The 18,162-nt window shown below is 69.0% G+C and carries 15 protein-coding genes and 1 pseudogene; 4 read left to right on the top strand and 12 right to left on the bottom strand.

Annotated features, from left to right (window positions below; translation table 11 throughout):
• Nucleotides 1-13: 13 nt before the first annotated feature.
• Nucleotides 14-451 carry a GNAT family N-acetyltransferase gene (locus ALI144C_RS47640; RefSeq protein ID WP_076993927.1) on the top strand — a complete coding sequence of 146 codons (438 nt, stop codon included), beginning with the start codon at nt 14-16 and terminating at the stop codon, nt 449-451.
• On the opposite strand, the gene ALI144C_RS47635 is transcribed toward ALI144C_RS47640, so the two are convergent.
• From ALI144C_RS47635 to ALI144C_RS47615, 5 genes and pseudogenes are all read right to left on the bottom strand, one after another.
• Nucleotides 444-1,802, bottom strand: coding sequence for an aminotransferase-like domain-containing protein (locus tag ALI144C_RS47635; protein ID WP_237774661.1), 1,359 nt, complete (start codon nt 1,800-1,802; stop codon nt 444-446). The two genes, ALI144C_RS47640 and ALI144C_RS47635, sit on opposite strands and share 8 nt — an antisense overlap.
• 58 nt (nt 1,803-1,860) lie before the next feature.
• Nucleotides 1,861-5,446 (bottom strand): annotated as a pseudogene (smc, locus tag ALI144C_RS47630) (chromosome segregation protein SMC).
• 130 nt (nt 5,447-5,576) lie between these two features.
• Nucleotides 5,577-6,278, bottom strand: coding sequence for an anti-sigma factor family protein (locus ALI144C_RS47625; RefSeq protein WP_076993925.1), 702 nt, complete (start codon nt 6,276-6,278; stop codon nt 5,577-5,579).
• Nucleotides 6,275-6,793: a sigma-70 family RNA polymerase sigma factor gene (locus ALI144C_RS47620; protein ID WP_076993924.1), complete on the bottom strand. Its 519-nt coding sequence runs from the start codon at nt 6,791-6,793 to the stop codon at nt 6,275-6,277. The genes ALI144C_RS47625 and ALI144C_RS47620 overlap by 4 nt, the downstream gene beginning before the upstream one ends.
• Nucleotides 6,794-6,875: 82 nt before the next feature.
• The gene (locus tag ALI144C_RS47615) at nt 6,876-7,169 is read right to left on the bottom strand and encodes an acylphosphatase (protein ID WP_076993923.1); all 294 of its coding nucleotides are present in this window, start codon (nt 7,167-7,169) and stop codon (nt 6,876-6,878) included.
• 145 nt (nt 7,170-7,314) lie between these two features.
• Between ALI144C_RS47615 and ALI144C_RS47610 the strand changes: the two genes are divergently transcribed.
• Nucleotides 7,315-7,863, top strand: coding sequence for a hypothetical protein (locus ALI144C_RS47610; protein ID WP_076993922.1), 549 nt, complete (start codon nt 7,315-7,317; stop codon nt 7,861-7,863).
• A 99-nt stretch (nt 7,864-7,962) separates the two neighbouring features.
• On the top strand, nt 7,963-8,730 hold the full coding sequence (locus ALI144C_RS47605) for a CAP domain-containing protein (RefSeq protein ID WP_237774660.1): 768 nt from the start codon (nt 7,963-7,965) through the stop codon (nt 8,728-8,730).
• Between the two features lie 126 nt (nt 8,731-8,856).
• On the opposite strand, the gene ALI144C_RS58160 is transcribed toward ALI144C_RS47605, so the two are convergent.
• Entirely contained in the window at nt 8,857-8,997 is a 141-nt protein-coding gene (locus ALI144C_RS58160; protein ID WP_237774659.1) for a hypothetical protein, read from the bottom strand.
• 457 nt (nt 8,998-9,454) lie between these two features.
• On the opposite strand from ALI144C_RS58160, the gene ALI144C_RS47595 reads away from it, so the two are divergent.
• Entirely contained in the window at nt 9,455-10,222 is a 768-nt protein-coding gene (locus ALI144C_RS47595; RefSeq protein ID WP_076993920.1) for an alpha/beta fold hydrolase, read from the top strand.
• Between the two features lie 97 nt (nt 10,223-10,319).
• On the opposite strand, the gene ALI144C_RS47590 is transcribed toward ALI144C_RS47595, so the two are convergent.
• Genes ALI144C_RS47590 through kdpF form a run of 6 tightly spaced genes read right to left on the bottom strand, consistent with a single transcriptional unit; the run spans nt 10,320 to nt 18,026 of the window.
• Nucleotides 10,320-11,015 carry a response regulator gene (locus ALI144C_RS47590; protein WP_076993919.1) on the bottom strand — a complete coding sequence of 232 codons (696 nt, stop codon included), beginning with the start codon at nt 11,013-11,015 and terminating at the stop codon, nt 10,320-10,322.
• On the bottom strand, nt 11,012-13,558 hold the full coding sequence (locus tag ALI144C_RS47585; protein ID WP_076993918.1) for a sensor histidine kinase: 2,547 nt from the start codon (nt 13,556-13,558) through the stop codon (nt 11,012-11,014). Before ALI144C_RS47585 ends, ALI144C_RS47590 begins: the two co-directional genes overlap by 4 nt.
• A gap of 26 nt (nt 13,559-13,584) precedes the next feature.
• The gene (locus tag ALI144C_RS47580) at nt 13,585-14,178 is read right to left on the bottom strand and encodes a potassium-transporting ATPase subunit C (RefSeq protein ID WP_076993917.1); all 594 of its coding nucleotides are present in this window, start codon (nt 14,176-14,178) and stop codon (nt 13,585-13,587) included.
• A 7-nt stretch (nt 14,179-14,185) separates the two neighbouring features.
• Nucleotides 14,186-16,270 (bottom strand): potassium-transporting ATPase subunit KdpB, encoded by a 2,085-nt coding sequence (gene kdpB / locus ALI144C_RS47575; protein WP_076993916.1) that lies wholly within the window; start codon nt 16,268-16,270, stop codon nt 14,186-14,188.
• A complete protein-coding gene (kdpA, locus tag ALI144C_RS47570) occupies nt 16,267-17,925 on the bottom strand; it encodes a potassium-transporting ATPase subunit KdpA (protein ID WP_076993915.1) in 1,659 nt (552 codons plus the stop codon). The genes kdpB and kdpA overlap by 4 nt, the downstream gene beginning before the upstream one ends.
• Nucleotides 17,925-18,026, bottom strand: coding sequence for a K(+)-transporting ATPase subunit F (kdpF, locus tag ALI144C_RS47565; RefSeq protein WP_054294968.1), 102 nt, complete (start codon nt 18,024-18,026; stop codon nt 17,925-17,927). Before kdpF ends, kdpA begins: the two co-directional genes overlap by 1 nt.
• Nucleotides 18,027-18,162: the final 136 nt, after the last annotated feature.

Here is an 18,162-nt window from a genome sequence, read left to right as displayed (position 1 = left end):
GGGTGAAGCGACAATGGCAGTGCGACCCGTGGTACCGGACGATGCCGCGCGAGTGGCGGCGTTGCTCGCCGAACTGGGCCACCCGGACAACGACGTCGAGACGGTCCGCAAGCGGCTGAAGATGTGGGACGAGCTCGCGGACGGCGCGGTGTTCGTCTTCGAACGGGAGGGCGATGTCGTCGGCGTGCTCGCGGTGTCGGTGATCCCGTTCCTGGAACGTGACGGCAGCTGGGCCCGGATCGTCGCCCTGGTGACCACGCGATCCGCTCGTGGCAAGGGAATCGGCCGTGAACTGACCACGGCGGCCGAGGACTACGCGCGCGAGAAGGGTTGCCTGCGCGTGGAAGTCACGAGTGCGAACCGCCGCGAGGACGCGCACGCCTTCTACCGCCGCATGGGCTACGAGAACTGGGCCGACCGCAGTGGCCGGTTCATCAAGGTGCTCACGTAACGGATTCGGCGAGTCGGCGCACACCGTCCGCGAGTTCGGCCGGGTCGGTGGCCGCGAAGGCGAGCCGGAGGTGGGCGGCCGGTGGTTCGCTGGCGAAGAAGCGCTTTCCGGCGCTGACGGCGACGCCGTGCCGCCGGGCGGCGCTCGCGGTGGCGAGGTCGTCGACGCCAGGGGGCAACTGGACCCACAGGTGCAGTCCGCCTGCCGGGCGCGTCACGATCCACTGTGGGCATTCCTGGGCCAGTGCCGTGGCCAACTGGTCGCCGCGTTGGCGCAGCGACACAGCCAGCGTGCGCAGGTGCCGGTCCCAGCCCGGTGAGCTGATCAGCTCGAGCGCTGCCTCCTGCAGTGGCCGGGTGACGAAGAAGTCGTCCACCAGCCGCACGGCACGCAGCCGCTCCAGCACCGGCCCCCGTGCCACCAGCGCGCCGATTCGCAGGCTTGGGGCGGCGGGTTTCGTGAGCGAGGTGAGGTAGACGACCGTGCCATGCCGGTCGTCGGCGATGAGCGTGCGCGGCGTCGGTGCGCTGTGCCCGAGGTAGCGCGCGAAGTCGTCCTCGATCACGAAGGCGCCCGCGGCTTTGGCGAGGTCGAGGATCTGCCTGCGGCGTTCGGGGGTGAGCGTGGCGCCGGTCGGGTTGTGGTGGGCAGGCTGGCAGTACAGCAACCGCGCGCCGGTCATGCCGAACGCTTCGGCCAGCAGATCCGGCCGCAACCCGTCGGCGTCCATCGGCACGGGCACAGGGCGCAGTCCCGCCGCACGTGCCGCCGCGATCGCACCGGGGTAGGTGGGCGATTCCACCAGGATCGGACTGCCGGGTCCGCCCATCGCCCGGAAGGCGATGGACAGCGCGCTCTGGCCGCCCGCGGTGATCAGCACGTCCTCGGCCGTCACCTCGCTGTCGACGATCCTGGCGAAGGCGGCACGCAACGGCGCCAAACCATTGGTGGGCGCCCGATCCCAGGCGTCAGGCCGGCGTGCGGCACGGGCGAGCGCGGCACTGAGCGCCCGTTCGGGCTGCAGTGAGGCGTGCAGGTAGCCGCCGTCCAGCCGGATCGTCCCGGCAGGCGGCGGGCCGAGCGAGTCGGTGATCGACGCGGTGTCGACCGTGCGGTCCGCCAGCGCGACCGTCTGCCATGCGGTGTCGATGACCTCGGCGGCAGCCGGGGAACGCGGTGCGACGTAAGTACCGCTACCCGGCCGGGCGATGACAACGCCTTCCGCGGAGAGCTGCGCGATGGCGCGGGAGACCGTGACCGGGCTGACTCGGTAGCGTTGCACCAGTTCACGACTGCTCGGCAGCCGTTCGCCTGGCGAGAGACCGGCGATCAGGGCGCGCAGGCCAGCCACCAGATCTCCGGAAGTGCTACTCGTGGACACAAGCGGTCAAGATAGCACTATCGGCTAGCTAGCCCTTGCCGTTGTTCAGTCGCTGCGAGATCACCTGGCTGACGCCGTCACCGCGCATGCTCACGCCGTAGAGCGCGTCGGCGATCTCCATCGTCGGCTTCTGGTGCGTGATGATGATCAGCTGCGACGTGGACTTGAGCTCCTGCATCAGGCCGATCAGGCGACGCATGTTGGTGTCGTCCAGCGCCGCCTCGACCTCGTCCATCACGTAGAAGGGCGACGGCCGGGCGCGGAAGATGGCCACCAGCATCGCCACCGCCACCAGTGACTTCTCGCCACCGGACAGCAGCGACAGCCGCTTGATCTTCTTGCCGGGCGGGCGGGCCTCCACGTCGACACCGGTGGTCAGCATGTCGTCCGGGTCGGTCAGCAGCATCCGCCCTTCCCCGCCGGGGAACAGCGTGGTGAACACGATCTCGAACTCGCGGGCCACGTCCTCGTAGGCCGAGGCGAAGACCTCGAGGATCTTGTCCGTCGACCTCCTTCACGACCGTCAGCAGGTCGCGGCGGGTCGCCTTGAGGTCTTCCAGCTGCGTGGAGAGGAACTTGTAGCGCTCCTCCAACGCGGCGAACTCCTCCAGCGCCAGCGGGTTGACCTTGCCGAGCAACGTGAGGTCCCGCTCGGCCTTCTTGGCGCGCCGCTGCTGGAAGTCACGGTCGTAGGGCATGGACGGCGGACGGGTCACGTCCTCGCCACGCTCCTTGGCCGCCTCGTACTCCGCGATCTCGTTGGGCGGCGGGGGAACCGGGCGGTCCGGGCCGTATTCGAACACCAGGTCGTCCAGACCCATGCCGAAGTCCTCGGCGATCTTGGTCTCCAGCTGCTCGATCCGCAGCCGCTGCTCGGCGCGCAGCACCTCGTCGCGGTGCACGGCGTCGGTGAGCTTCTCCAACTCCGTCGAGAGCTCACGGACACGTCCGCGGGTGTCGAGCAACGCCGCTTCACGCTGCGTACGACGGGAAGCGACCTCGTCACGCGCGGCGGCGGCGCGCTGCAGCGACAGGTCGATGCGCTCGATCGCGAGCTCACCGCCTTCGACCACCGCATCGGCCACACGCTTGCCATGAGCACGAGCCTGGCGGGCGCGCTCGTGCCGTTCACGGGCTTCGCGTTCCTGGCGAGCGGCACGGCGCAGGCCCTCGGCCTTGCCCGCGACGGCACGCGCGCGTTCCTCGGCCGTCCGCAGGGCGAGACGGGAGTCCATTTCCTTCTGGCGCGCGGTGTTCAACTGCGACACCGCCTCGTCGCGCACGCGGGAGTCCGGCTCGTCGTCCAGCGGCTGTTCCTGGGCGCCGAGCAGGCGTTCCTCCAACTCGGCCAGCTTCGTGAGCTGCTCTTCCCTGGTCTGCTCGACCTTGGCGCGCTGGTTGCGGATCCGCTCGACCTCGGCCTGCACGGTCCTGGCGGCCTGGCGCATCCGGGCGATCCGCTCGCCGGAGCGTGCCCTGCGGACCTTGGCCTCGCTCAACGCTTCCTTGGCCGCGTTGACCTCGTCGCGGCGCGCGTCCTGCTCGGCGCGTGCACCGGCAAGCGCCCCAACGGTTTCCGCGAGGCTGTGCTCGACGGTCACGAGCTTGTTGTTCGCCTCGTCGACAGCGGCCTGGACTTCGATCACGCTCTCGCTGCGGCCGGAACCGCCGACGGCCCAGTCCGAGCCGAGCAGGTCGCCGTCTGTCGTGACAGCGCGCAAAGCCGGGTAGGCGCCGACGATCTGCCGCGCGGTGGCCAGATCCGAAACGACGACGACGCGGTCGAGCGCCCGGTCCAGCGCGGGCCGCAACGCGTCGGGGCAGTGCACCAGGTCGACGGCCCAGCGCGCGCCACCGGGCAGGTACGGCCAGGACGACCGGTCCACATCGGACGGGCCGCCGCCGATCATGATTCCGGCACGCCCTGCGTCGTTGTCCCGCAACAGGGACAGCGCCGTCAACGCATCGTCTCCACCGGCGACCGCGACCGCGTCGGCGATCGGGCCGAGAGCGGCGGCCAGCGCGACCTCCGCGCCGGGCTGCACGGTCAGCAACGCCGCGACCGACCCGAGCAGGCCGGGCAGCCGGTGCCCGGCGGCCAGCAACGCGCCCGCGCCGTCTTTCCGGCTCAGGCCAAGGGAAAGCGCGTCCACCCTGGCGCGCTGCGACGCGATCTCCCGCTCGGCCGCGCGTTCGGCCGCCACCAGCTCGTTGACCCGGGCCTTGGCCTGCTCGGACGCGGCGACCGCCTGGTCGTGGCGGCTCTGCAACGACTCGTCGTCGGAGTCCTCGACGCCGGTCTCCATCTCCGTCTCGGCCAACTCGACCGCGGCGACCTCGGCCCGTTCCTCGGCTTCGGCCAAGGTCGTGGACAACCGCTCGATCTCCTCGGCGGTCGCGCTGTTCTTGCTGCGCAGCGCTTCCACCTGGCCGCCGAGCCGGGCGAGGCCCTCGCGGCGGTCGGCGATCGCGCGGACCGCGGCGATGTGCGCCTTCTCGGCCGCGGCGACCGCGCTTTCCAGCTCGGTACGGCGTGCCAGCGCCTCGGACAACGCCTCACGCGCGACCTCGACGCCCTCGGCGAGCTCGACCTCCAGTTCGGCGGCCTCCTCGGCCTCCGCTTCGAGCGTTTCGGGGTCTTTGCCCTGGTTCTGCCGTTCGCCCTCGTCGGACAGGTGCCGGGCGCGTTCGGCGGCGAGCCGGACCGTGCCGCGCAGCCGCTCGGCCAGCGCGGACAGCCGGTACCAGGCGTCCTGCGCGGCGTTGAGCGCCGGCGCGTCCTCGGCCAGGCTGGCCTCGATCTCGTTCTGCTCGGCCTGCGCGAACTGCAACGCCCGCTCGGTCTCGCCGCGCTTGGCGCGCGCGGTGGCCTCGTCCGCCTCTTCCTTGGCCAGTTCGTGCCGCGCGGTGACCAGGTCGTCGGCGATCAGACGCAGCCGCGCGTCCCGCAGTTCCATCTGCACGACCTGGGCGCGCCTGGCGATCTCGGCCTGCTTGCCCAGCGGCTTGAGCTGGCGGCGCAGTTCGGCCGTCAGGTCGGTCAGGCGGGTGAGGTTGGCCTGCATCGCCTCCAGCTTGCGCAGGGCCTTTTCCTTGCGCTTGCGGTGCTTGAGCACCCCGGCGGCCTCTTCGATGAAGGCGCGGCGGCCTTCCGGCTTCGACTCGAGGATCGCGCCCAGCTGACCCTGGCCGACGATGACGTGCATCTCCCGGCCGATACCGGAGTCCGACAGCAGTTCCTGCACGTCCATCAGGCGGCAGGACGAGCCGTTGATCTCGTACTCGCTGGCGCCGTCGCGGAAGATCCGGCGGGTGATCGAGACTTCGGTGTAGTCGATCGGCAGCGCGCCGTCGGTGTTGTCGATGGTCAGCGTCACCTCGGCGCGGCCGAGCGCCTGCCTGGCACCCGCACCGGCGAAGATGACGTCCTCCATCTTGCCGCCGCGCAGCGACTTCGCGCCCTGCTCACCCATCACCCAGCTCAGCGCGTCGAGCACGTTCGACTTGCCGGACCCGTTCGGCCCGACCACACAGGTGATCCCCGGTTCGAAGCGCAGCGTCGTCGCTGAGGCGAAGGACTTGAAGCCCTTCAGCGTCAGGCTCTTGAGGTGCACGTAACGGTCGACCTCTCGCTGGGTACTGGCACGGCTATCCCGCCGAGGGTACCCGGGCACGCCGGGCGATCAGCGCAGGCGGGCTCCCCGCGTCGGGGGACCGCACGCCGGACCTGCGGCGACGGGCGGCCTACGGTGAGTGCATCCCCACCAGGACGCCGCCGCCCGCCATGACCTCGACCCGGTCGATGTCGCCCAGCTTGATCGAACTGCTGCCGGGGATGGCACTGACCTTGCGGTAGTAACCGGCGGTCCACTTGCCCGCGACCTCGCTGCTGCCGTCACGGCTGTGCACGACGAGGTGGCAGATCTTGCGCCCGGCCGGGATGTCCTCCATCGACACCTTCATCTCGGTGCCCCACGCCCGGCCGGTCAGCTCGACGCGCCCGCGCACCCCGGTCGTCGGGTCGATGGCCGACCAGGTCACCTCGGTCGCGGTCGCTGTCACGGCGGGCTTGTCCTCGTCCGGCTGGAACACGATCACGCCACCGACCGCGAGCAGGACGACGGCGGCCGCCGCGACCAACGTCGCACCGCGTCTGCGCCACCAGCCCGGCTTCTGCTCCGGCTCGGACGTCTCCACCGGCTCGATGACGGGCACGAGGCGCTCCGGCGGCGGTTCGGGCAGCCATAACCGGTTGTCGGCCTGGTGGATGGCCTCGAAGTCCTCCGGTGCGACCCGCTGCAGCAGGCCGGGCAGTGGTGCCAGCCTGAGCATCTCGGCACTGCACACCGGGCAGGTGTCCAGGTGCCGTTCGAACTCCGGCCGGTCGGCCGGGTCAAGCGCGCCCAACAAGTAGGCGCCGAGCGAGACCGTCTGGCGGCAGGTCATGGCTCGGTCACCCCCCGTTCCTCCAACGCGTCGCGCAGCGCCCGCAGCGCGTAGAACGACCGCGATTTGACCGTGCCCGGCGGGATACCGAGCACGGATGCCGCCTCCGCCACCGTGCGCCTCCGGAAGAACAGCTCACCGATCACCGCGCGGTGCTCCTTGCTCAGCGCGCGCATCGCCTCGGCGATCTGCCAGCTCTGCAGTACCCGGTCGAAGTCGCCATCGGTGTGCGGGAGGTCCTGTGGGGGCATCGGGACCTCGGTGACCCGAGCACCCTGTCGACGGTAACCGGAGACAATCAGGTTACGGGTCACCGTGTACAACCACGGCCCCGCCTGATCCGCACTCAAGGTGTCGGCGTTGCGCCATGCCCGCAACAACGTCTCCTGCACCACGTCTTCCGCCCGCTGCAGATCGCCGCCGACCGATCGCAGCGCATAGGCCAGCAACGGGCGGCGGTACTTGTCGTAGAGCTCGCGAACCAGTGCTTCGCGCTGCTCAGGGGTGCTCCCCACGGTTCCTTACTACGCCGTAGCGGACAGAGTGGTTCAAGGCAGTCGGACAAACCTCCGTCAAGTGTCGTCCATGGCGGGGTCGTCAGCGTTCCACGAAACCGGTGATGCCCCCACGCGGCTCCGTCCATCGTTCCACCACCGTGTCCACACGACCGGGTGAACCTCCACCACGGAGCAGTGCGAGCAGGCGCTCGCAATCGGGGCGCAGACCCTCCGCGACCACTTCGACCCGGCCGTCGGACAGGTTGCGAGCACCGCCGACGAGACCGAGTTCGAGCGCGCGGGCCCGCGTCCACCAGCGGAAACCCACGCCCTGTACGTGTCCGTGCACCCAAGCTGTCAGACGGCTCGTTGGCTGATCGGCGGTTGTCGGCATACCCGGAATGATCCCCGGACAACGTCCGGGCGCATCGAATGGGCGTCGTTCGGTAGTGGTACGTTTCCGGGCCGTGTCCTCCTGATCGTCCGTGTGGCCGGTTGGGAAAAAACCGAGAGCGTGCTTGCGAGGAGGAGCCCCCCGCATGGCCGAAACACCCGACCGGACCGAGGTCCAGCCCCCGGCTGAGACGACGGCGTCCGGCGTGAAACGTTCCTACGCGTTACTCGCGGCTGCCGGTGTCGGCGTCGCGACCGCGTGCGCGGCACTGGCCAGTTTCGCCGTCGCGAGCGGTGGTGAGGCCCAACCAGGCGGCCAGCAGCCCAACGTCACGCAGGTGAACGCGCCGCGCGGCACGACGCCGACGTCAGGCGCGGGCGGGGCCTCGACCTCGGAGACGCCCACGACGGAGGCCTCCAGCACGGCGACCCCGGCCAACGGGCCGTCCGGGGGCAACTCGCCCTCGCACAAGCCGAGCAACCCGCAGCACCCGAACCAGCCCGGTCAGCCCAACCAGCCGGGGCAGCCGAACCAGCCGCAGCCCAACCAGCCGCCGCCGAACAACCCCGGTGGTGGCGGTGGCGTGACGCCGACGGTCCCGTCGACGACGCCGAAGCCGCCGACGACGACGACGAGCGTGTCGATTCCGCCGACGACGTCGACGACGGACCCCGTGCCGCCGACCTCGAGCTGAGACGTGTGAAACATCCTGTAACGCACTGAGCTGGATCTACGACAAGTACATCCCCCAGACGGGTGTGAAGATCGCCCGTTAGTGGTACGTTGCGCGACCGTGAGTGAAACGCGACCCCGACGCGCCACGATCATGGTAGGCCTCAGCGCACTCGTCGCAGGTGCGGCGATCGCCGGAGTGGCCACCATTCTGAGCGCGCCGAGCGGGACCCCGATCGAGGTTCCCGTTGCGGCGGCTTATGACGGCGCTGGCAAGAAAGCCAGACAGACTGACTTATCCGGATCCGCCGACGCGGCCGCACTGGCGGCGCCCGGCGGGCAGCCGGGACCCGGCACGACATCACCGACCACCTCGTCGAGCGCCCCGACGAGCTCGACGCCCCCGACGTCGTCCAGCAGCCCCACCAAGTCGAGCAGCTCCCCAGCGCCGACGGACAGCTCCACCTCCTCGACGAAGCCGCAGGACCCCGCTCCGCCGCCACCGGCGCAGCAGCAGCCGAGTCCCGGCCTGGCAGGCGAAGTCGTCACTCTGGTCAACCAGGAACGCGCGGGCAAGTGCGCCCCGCAGGGCGTGGACGACCGGCTCACCACCTCGGCCCAGAAGCACAGCTCCGACATGGCCGCCAGGAAGTACTTCTCGCACACCACACCCGAAGGTGTGACGTTCGACCAGCGGATCAGGGCGGCCGGATACCCCAGTCCCGGGGCCGAGAACATCGCCAAGGGCCAGCGCACCGCCGCACAGGTCATGAACAGCTGGATGAACTCCGACGGGCACCGGCGCAACATCCTCAACTGCTCGTACAAGAAGATCGGTGTCGGTGTGGACACCAACGGCTTCTACTGGACCCAGAATTTCGGTTTCTGAAAGAGGTTGTCAGTGCCAGGAACGACTGATTGACGAAAAGATCAGTTCCCGGCCGGAATCTCACCAAGCGTGGAAGTACGACAAAGCCGCCGGGACCACGGATCCCGGCGGCTTTGTCCGATTCGATCATTCCCGGGTGCTGAACCCCCAGGCCTCCAACGCGGTCGCGACGAACTCGCCGCCCATGTCGTTGGCCTGATCGGCTCGGCCACGTCTCCGACCCGGCCGGTCCTCTTCGACCTCGTCGTCCGCCACAGCCTCGATCACCTGCTGATTCTCCGCGGCCGGATGACGCCAGCCCTGGCCACACCCATTGGGACACGGGTGCTCCATCTCGCGGAGCACCCCGTCGGGGCAGGGCTGCTGCCACCGCAGCACACCCGCACCCGCACACATCGGGCACTCACTTGGGTACCTGGCCGACGCCGCCACAGGCACGACAATAGTCCTTGCGATTCGGCGCCATTCCCGACCCGAGGCAGACTGGGCACTCATTCACACTGCTCACCTTCTTCGTCGTCGCTGGCGAACAGGCCCTCCACACATGAAAGAATCTCGGAATGGTCTGGTCCAGAGCAACAAAAACCGCCCGATCGTGTGATCACCCGTGACCGGGATGTTATGGACTTCGTCGCTTCGGCCAGAGAACGACTCACCGGAACGATGAGTTCGGGGCCCGGCGGCCGTCTACCTCCCGGACACCCCGAACACAGGAGACACTGTTATGGACACGGCACGTTCGGCAGACGGCACCCGGATCGCCTACGACCACGCGGGGAGCGGCCCGGCAGTGGTCCTGGTCGACGCGGCAGGCGGCTACCGCGACTTCAACTCGCTGCGGCCGTTGGCCGACCTGCTGGCCGACAAGGGGTACACGACGTACACCTACGACCGCCGAGGCCGCGGCCTGAGCACGGACGCAGGGCAGTACGCGGTCAAGCGGGAAATCGAGGACCTGGCAGCGGTGATCGAAGCGGCAGGCGGCCAGGCAGCCGTCTACGGCTGGTCATCAGGAGCTCTGCTCGGCATCCGGGCCGTGGCGAGCGGCCTGCCGATCACGAAACTGGCGGTGTTCGAACCACCGTACGGCGGCTCCGACACCCACGACGAGGACCTGGTGAGCCAGCTGAGAGATCTGGTGGCGGCGGGCGACCGGAGTGCGGCGGTCGACCTGTTCCACCGCGCCATCGGCGTCCCCGACGAGATCATCGCCCAGATGGGCCCGGTGAAACCCCTGCTGGAGAAGATCGCCCACACCTACCCGTACGACTGGACGATCGCGGGAACGACCACCGCCGAACACATCTCAGCGGTGCACGTGCCCACGCTGGTGCTCGACAGCACGGCCACGGGCAAGGAGATGCACGACGGCGTGGAGGAAGTCGCGCGGCTGATCCCGAACGCCACGCACAAACGCCTGGACGGCGAATGGCACGGTCTTCCCGACGAGGTGCTCGCACCGGAGCTGGCCTCGTTCTACCGGAACCGGTAGTCGCGCGGGACGCAACGAATGCCGCCTTGGTTGCGTTTTTCGCAACCAAGGCCACATTGGTTGCCAACGTCTCGTGTCTGCGGGGGGGTTGAGGTGGTCACTGGTGGTTCGTCGTCTCGAAGCGGTAGCCCATTCCCGGTTCGGTCAGCAGGTGCTTCGGCTGTGACGGTTGCGGTTCCAGCTTGCGCCGCAGCTGCGCCAGGTAGACCCGGAGGTAGTGCGTCTCGGCGGCATAAGCGGGCCCCCAGACCTCCTGCAACAGCTGCTTCTGGGCCACCAGCCTGCCCTTGTTGCGGACCAGGACCTCCAGCACACCCCACTCGGTCGGCGTCAAGTGCACCTCCGAGCCCTCCTTGAGCACCTTCTTGGCCGCCAGGTCGACGATGAACGATCCGGTGTCGACCACCGCTTCTTCGTCCCCGGGCCCGGCCACCGTCGAACGCCGGACCGCCGCGCGTAGCCGGGCCAGCAACTCGTCCATGCCGAAGGGCTTCGTCACGTAGTCGTCGGCACCGGCATCGAGGGCCTCCACTTTGTCCCCGGAGTCCGTCCGAGCCGACAGCACGATGATCGGCACCGTCGTCCAGCCACGGAGTCCGGCGATCACCTCGGTCCCGTCGATGTCCGGCAGCCCGAGATCGAGAACGACCACGTCGGGTTTGCCCTCCGCCGCCGCTCGCAGTGCCGCTGCGCCGTCGTGGGCCGTGATCACCTGGTATCCACGGGCTGACAGGTTGATCCGCAGCGCGCGGACGATCTGGGGCTCGTCGTCGACCACCAGCACCTTCGTCATGACTTCGCCTCCGGAAGTGAGATCACGACGGTCAGTCCGCCGCCGGGCGTGTCCTCGGCTCTGATCGTGCCACCCATCGCCTCGGTGAAGCCCTTCGCCACGGACAGTCCAAGCCCGACTCCTGTGCCGCGGTCGCCCAGTCGTTGGAACGGCTGGAACACCGCTGCCGACGCGCCCTTCGGCAGTCCTCGCCCGTGGTCGACCACCCAGAGTTCGACGTGGTCGCCGTAGGCGCTGGCGCGGAGGGCCACGGCCGGTTCGTCCACGCTCACCCTGCCGTCGCCGTCCACGTCGACATTTCGGCGTGGGACGAGCGTGCCGTGCCGCAACGCGTTGTCCACCACGTTGGCGATCACGCGTTCCAGCAGGCCCACGTCCGCTTTCACCAACGGCAGCCGCTCGTCGACGTCGACCGCGATCGCGGTGCGGCCATCCACACTCGACAGCGCACGGGCGACCACCTCGTAGTAGCCGACCGACTTCATCAGCGGCTCCACCGCGCCGGTGGCCAGCCTCGACGAGTCGAGCAGGTTGTCCACCAGTCCCGCCAGCCGGTCGGCCGACTCCTCGACCGTTTCCAGCAGCTCCGCCGTGTCCTGCTCGGACAGTGCCAGGTCCGGCGCGCGCAGGCTGCCGACCGCGGCCTTGATCGAGGTCAACGGTGTCCGCAGGTCATGCCCGACGGCCGAGAGCAGCGCCGTCCGCAGCTCGGTCGTCTCCGCGCGGCGCTGCGCCTGGATCGCCTGCGCGGCCATTCGCTGTTGCCGCAGCGCGAGCAGCGCCTGCCCGGCCGCGGCTTCGAGCACACGCCGGTCGTGCGCGGGCAACGCCTTGCCCCGCAACGCCAGGTGCACGTCGTTCGTGACCGGGATGTCCACATCGGCCTCGTCCGGCCCGTCGCACGGGCTGTCGCCGACGCACGCCACCCGGTGCCATTCGCCTTCGGTCTTCTCCAGCAGTGCCACGGAATGCAGGCCGAAGTTCTCCCTGACCTTGTCCAGCAACCGGTCCAGCGGGTTGTCGTGCGTCAGCACCGTCCGGGAGTAGGACGCCAGCAGCGCTGCCTCGGTTCGTGCTCGCGCCGCCACCTCGGCTCGCCGGGCTGCCCTGTCCACCACGACCGCGACCATCACCGCGACGATGATCATCGCCACCAGCGTGACCACGTTCTGCTGTGCGTCCACGGTCAACGTGTAGATCGGGGGCGTGAAGAAGAAGTTCAGCAAGGCCGCGCTGAGCACGGAGGCGAACAGCGCCGGCCCGAGACCACCGACCAGCGCGACCACGATGGTCGCCAGGAAGTAGTCGATCACGTTCGTCGACAGGATCAGGTCCTGGTGCAGCCACACGCCGATCAACGTCGCCAGCGAGGGCAACACGACCGCCAGCGACCAGCCGACGATCCGGCGCTTGCGGGACAACGGGCTACGCGCGAGCTTCGCCCGCAGCCTGCCGCCGGACTCCGCGTGCGTGACCATGTGGACGTCGATCGGGCCGGACCGCTGCACGACCGCCGCGCCGATGCCTTCGTCGAACAGCCTGGCCAGCCGGGATCTGCGGGACGTCCCGACGACGAGTTGGGTGGCGTTCACCCCGCGGGCGAAGTCGAGCATCGCGGTCGGCACGTCGTCGCCGACGACCGTGTGGAACGTCGCGCCGACGTCGTCGGTGAGCTTGCGCAGCTTGCCGACCGCGCCGGGGCTGACCCCGGCCAGGCCGTCACCGCGCAGGATGTGCAGCACCAGCAGTTCCGCACCCGCGCGGGCCGCGATCCGGCTGCCGCGCCGGATCAGCGTCTCGCTTTCCTTTCCCCCGGTGATCGCGACGACCACGCGTTCCCTGGCTTCCCAGGTGTCGGTGATCTCCTTCTCCGCGCGGTAACGCCGCAGCGCCACGTCCACTTGGTCCGCCACCCACAGCAGTGCGAGCTCGCGCAACGCGGTCAGGTTGCCGGGCCGGAAGTAGTTGGCCAGCGCGGCGTCGATCTTGTGCGCCGGGTAGACGTTGCCGTGCGCGAGCCTTCTGCGCAGCGCCTCCGGCGTGATGTCGATCAGTTCGATCTGCTCGGCCTTGCGGACCACCTCGTCGGGGACCGTCTCCTGCTGGCGCGCCCCGGTGATCCGCTCGACCACGTCGTTGAGGCTCTCCAGGTGCTGCACGTTCACCGTGGACAGCACGTCGATCCCGGCTTCCAGCAGTTCCTCGACGTCCTGCCAGCGCTTGGCGTTGCGGCAGCCGGGGATGTTGGTGTGCGCGAGCTCGTCGATCACGGCGACCTCGGGCTTGCGGGCCAGCACGGCGTCGACGTCGAGCTCGTCGAACTGCTTGCCCCGGTGCTCGATGTGCTTGAGCGGCATGGCCTCGAGGCCGCCGAGCAGCTCGGCGGTCTTGGCCCGGCCGTGGGTCTCGACCAGGCCGACGACCACGTCGGTGCCGCGCTCCCGGCGTCGGTGTGCCTCGCCGAGCATGGCGAAGGTCTTGCCGACACCGGGCGCAGCACCCAGGTAGATCCTCAGCTCACCGCGGCGACGCTTGTAGTCCACGTCGTCAGTGTGCGCTCTCGGGGTGCTCAACCGCGCTTTGTGGCCTGCACGGCCAGGTTGAGCTTGAGCACATTCACCCCGGGTTCAGCGATGCCCCTCAGGGTGTTCTCGCTGATCAGGCCCTGAATCCTGGCGACGGGAACGCCCGTGACCCGTGCCACGCGCGGTGCTTGCAGCTGCGCGTACGCCGGGCTGATCTGCGGGTCGAGGCCCGAGCCGGACGCCGTCACCGCGTCGGCGGGGACCTGCGAGGGGTCCACACCTTCGCGCTTGGCGATGGTGTCCTTGCGCTCCTGGACGACCTTGAGGTAGTCCTCGTTGGTCGCGGCCTTGTTGGACGCGCCCGACGACGACGGGTCTGCCGGGCCGAGCGGGTCCTTGGCCAGCGCGGACGGCCGCGTGTGGAACCACGGGTCGTTGTTCGGATCGGCGGCCACCGGGTCGACGCCGATCAGGTCGGACCCGACCGCCTGGCCGTTCTGGGTGACGATCGAGCCCTCGGCGTTGGACTCCAGCCCGGGGACGCGGGACACGACCCAGACGCCGAGCGGGTAGACGATGCCGGTGATGACCGTCAGGACGACCAGGACCCTGAGCCCGGCCCACACTTGCTTCAGCATTGTTCTGTCACATTCCGGGAATCAGTCGGACGAGCAGGTCGATCAGCCAGATGCCGACGAACGGCGTGACGATCCCGCCGAGGCCGTACACCAACAGGTTGCGCCGCAGCAGCGATCGGGCGCTGGACGGCCGGTAGCGCACACCGCGCAGCGCCAACGGGATCAGCGCGACGATGATCAACGCGTTGAAGATCACCGCCGACAGGATCGCGCTCGACGGCGAGTGCAGCGACATGATGTTGAGCTTGCCCAGCTGCGGGTAGATGCCGGCGAACATGGCCGGCAGGATCGCGAAGTACTTGGCCAGGTCGTTGGCGATGGAGAACGTGGTCAGCGCGCCGCGGGTGATCAGCAACTGCTTGCCGATCTCGACGATCTCGATCAGCTTGGTCGGGTTGGAGTCCAGGTCGACCATGTTGCCCGCCTCTTTGGCGGCCATCGTGCCGGTGTTCATCGCCACGCCGACGTCGGCCTGCGCGAGCGCGGGGGCGTCGTTGGTGCCGTCGCCGGTCATCGCGACCAGCCGCCCACCCTCCTGCTCCTTCTTGATGAGCGCCATCTTGTCTTCGGGCTTGGCCTCGGCGAGGTAGTCGTCCACACCCGCGTCCTCAGCGATCGCCTTGGCGGTCAACGGGTTGTCACCCGTGATCATGACCGTCTTGATGCCCATCGCACGCAGCTCGTCGAACCGTTCCCGCATACCCGGCTTCACCACGTCCGACAGCCGGATCACGCCACGGATCGTCTTGCCCCCTGTGCTGTCGGACTTGGCCACGACAAGCGGCGTGCCGCCCTCGGAGCTGATCCGGTCGACGATCTCGTCCACCTCGGCCGACACGTCCTGGCCGGTCCAGGCCTTGACCGCGCTCGCGGCGCCCTTGCGAACCGACGTGCCGTCCAGGTCCACACCGGACATCCGCGTCTGCGCGGAGAACTCGACGAACTGGCCGCCCATCTCGTGCTCGGTCGGCTTCGCGGGCAGGCCGTGCTGTTCGGCGCACAGTTCGACGATGCTGCGGCCTTCCGGCGTGCCGTCGGCCAGGCTGGACAGCCGCGCCACCCTGGCCAGGTCGTCGATTCCGGTCTCGCCGACCGGGATCAGCTCGGTCGCCCTGCGGTTGCCGAAGGTGATCGTGCCGGTCTTGTCCAACAGCAACGTGCTCACGTCACCGGCCGCCTCGACCGCACGGCCGGACGTCGCCAGCACGTTGCGCTGCACCAGCCGGTCCATCCCCGCGATGCCGATCGCCGACAGCAACGCACCGATCGTGGTCGGGATCAAGCACACCAGCAACGCCGTCAGCACGATCACCGACTGCAGCGAACCGGCGAACCCGGCCATCGGCTGCAACGCGACCACCGCGAGCAGGAAGATGATCGTCAACGTGGACAACAGGATCGTCAGCGCGATCTCGTTCGGCGTCTTCTGCCGCTGCGCACCCTCCACGAGCGCGATCATCCGGTCCACGAAGGACTCACCCGGCTTCGTGGAGATCTTGACCACGATCCGGTCGGACAACACCGTCGTGCCACCGGTCACCGCGGACCGGTCGCCGCCGGACTCGCGGATCACCGGCGCCGACTCGCCCGTGATCGCCGACTCGTCCACCGTCGCGATGCCCTCGACGACGTCACCGTCCCCGGGGATCACCTCACCGGCCTCCACGACGACGAGGTCGCCGATCCTCAGCTCGACACCGGGAACGCGTTCCTCGACGTCCGGGCTGATCAGCCTGCGCGCGACGGTGTCCTTCTTGGTCTTGCGCAACGACTCGGCCTGCGCCTTGCCACGGCCTTCGGCGACCGCCTCGGCCAGGTTGGCGAACAGCACCGTGAACCACAGCCACAGCGCCGTCCCGATGGCGAAGACGTCGGGGTCCGCGACCGCGAACACCGTGGCCAGCACCGAGCCCACCCACACCACGAACATGACCGGGTTGCGGGCCTGGTGACGCGGGCTGAGTTTGCGTAAGGCGTCGGGGAAGCTGGAGACGAGCTGCCTGGGGTTGAAGACCCCGGCACCCACCCGGCCCGCGTTCTCCACGTGGTGCCGGGTCTCCTCCTCGGGGGTGCGGGTCATGGTGGTGGTCATGCCAATGCCTCTGCGATCGGGCCCAGTGCGAGAGCCGGGATGAAGGTGAGCGCCGCGACGAGCACGACCGTGCCGACGAGCATGGTCGCGAACAGCGGGCTGGTGGTCGGCAGCGTGCCCGCGGTCTCCGGCACCTTGCGTTGCGACGCAAGCGAACCCGCCAGGCACAACACGGCGATGATCGGGATGAACCGGCCGAACGCCATGCAGGCGCCCAGCGTCGACTGGAACCAGTCGTTGGTGGCCGTGAGCCCGCCGAAGGCACTGCCGTTGTTGTTGCTCGCCGAGGTGTACGCGTACAGAACTTCGGAGAAGCCGTGCGACCCGGAGTTGTTCAACGCGCCGGCGGTGTCCGGCATCAGCAGTGCCGCGCCCGTGCCCAGCAGCAGCACGGTCGGCATCGCGAGGATCGCGATCGCCGCACACGTGACCTCGCGCTTGCCCAGTTTCTTGCCCAGGTACTCGGGGGTGCGCCCGACCATCAGCCCGGCGAGGAACATCGCGATGATCGCCATCACGAGGATGCTGTACAGGCCGGTGCCGACGCCGCCGGGTGACAGTTCACCGAACATCATGTTCAGCAGCGTTCCGCCACCGCCGAGGCCGCTGAGGCTGTCGTGGGCCGCGTTCACGGCACCGGTCGACGTGGACGTGGTCGCGTTGGCGAACAACGACGACGCGCCGATGCCGAACCGGACCTCCTTGCCCTCCATGCCGCCGCCCGCCAGCAGCGCCAACGGGCCGCTCGCGTTCGCCTCGGAGGACCAGATCACGGCCAGCATGCCGGTCCACAGCACACCCATCACCGACAGCAGGACCGTGCCCTGCCGCTTGTTGCCGACGAGGACGCCGAACGTGCGGGTCAGGCAGACCGGGATGACCATGATCAGGAAGATCTCGATCAGGTTCGTCCACGAGTTGGGGTTCTCGAACGGGTGCGCCGAGTTCGCGTTGAAGATCCCGCCGCCGTTCGTGCCCAGTTCCTTGATCGCCTCCTGCGACGCCGCGGGCGCCAGCGCGATCCTGCTCGACGACCCGTCGAGGTTGGTCACGTCCACACCGGACTTCAGGCTCTGCACGACGCCGAGCGCGATCAGCACGATCGCGGAGAGGAAGGCGATCGGCAGCAGGATCCGCACGGTGCCGCGGGTCAGGTCCACCCAGAAGTTGCCGAGCCGGTCGCGCTGGGAACGGGTGAAGCCCCGGATCAACGCGATCGCCACCGCGAGCCCGACCGCCGCCGACACGAAGTTCTGCACGGTCAGGCCCAGCATCTGGACCGCGTGCCCCATCGTCGCCTCAGGGGCGTAGGACTGCCAGTTGGTGTTGGCCACGAAGCTGAACGCGGTGTTGAACGCGACGCCCGGGTTGACCTCACGGCCGAAGCTCCACGGCAGCAACGGTTGCAGTCGCTGGATCAGGTACAGCAGGACGACCGAGACGAACGAGAACGCCAGCACGCTGGAGGCGTAGGTCTTCCAGTGCTGCTCGGACCCCGGATCGACCCGTCCGACCCGGTAGACGGCCTTCTCCACCTTGAGGTGCTTCCGCGAGGTGAAGACCCTGGCCATGTAGTCGCCCAACGGCTTGTACACGACGGCGAGGGCGAGCAGGAGGAGGGCGACCTGCAGCAGGCCTGCCCACGTCGGGGACATCAGAACTTCTCCGGTCGGATCAAGGCGACGAACAGGTAGACGAGCAGGGCGAGAGCCAGCACACCGGCGACGATGTTGGCCAGGTCACCAGTCCCGCTCACAACCGCTCCAGCCCACGCAAAGCGAGTGCCAGCACGGCGAAGATGCCGATCAGCAGCACCGCATAGGCCAAGTCGGCCATGTGTGCGCTCCCATCTCAAGCGACTGGATCACCCCGGTGGTGACCCGGCTGGCAGA

It is taken from the genome of Actinosynnema sp. ALI-1.44 (genome assembly GCF_001984155.1).
Taxonomy (GTDB): domain Bacteria; phylum Actinomycetota; class Actinomycetes; order Mycobacteriales; family Pseudonocardiaceae; genus Kibdelosporangium.
This window is presented reverse-complemented; position numbering and strand designations above follow the sequence as displayed.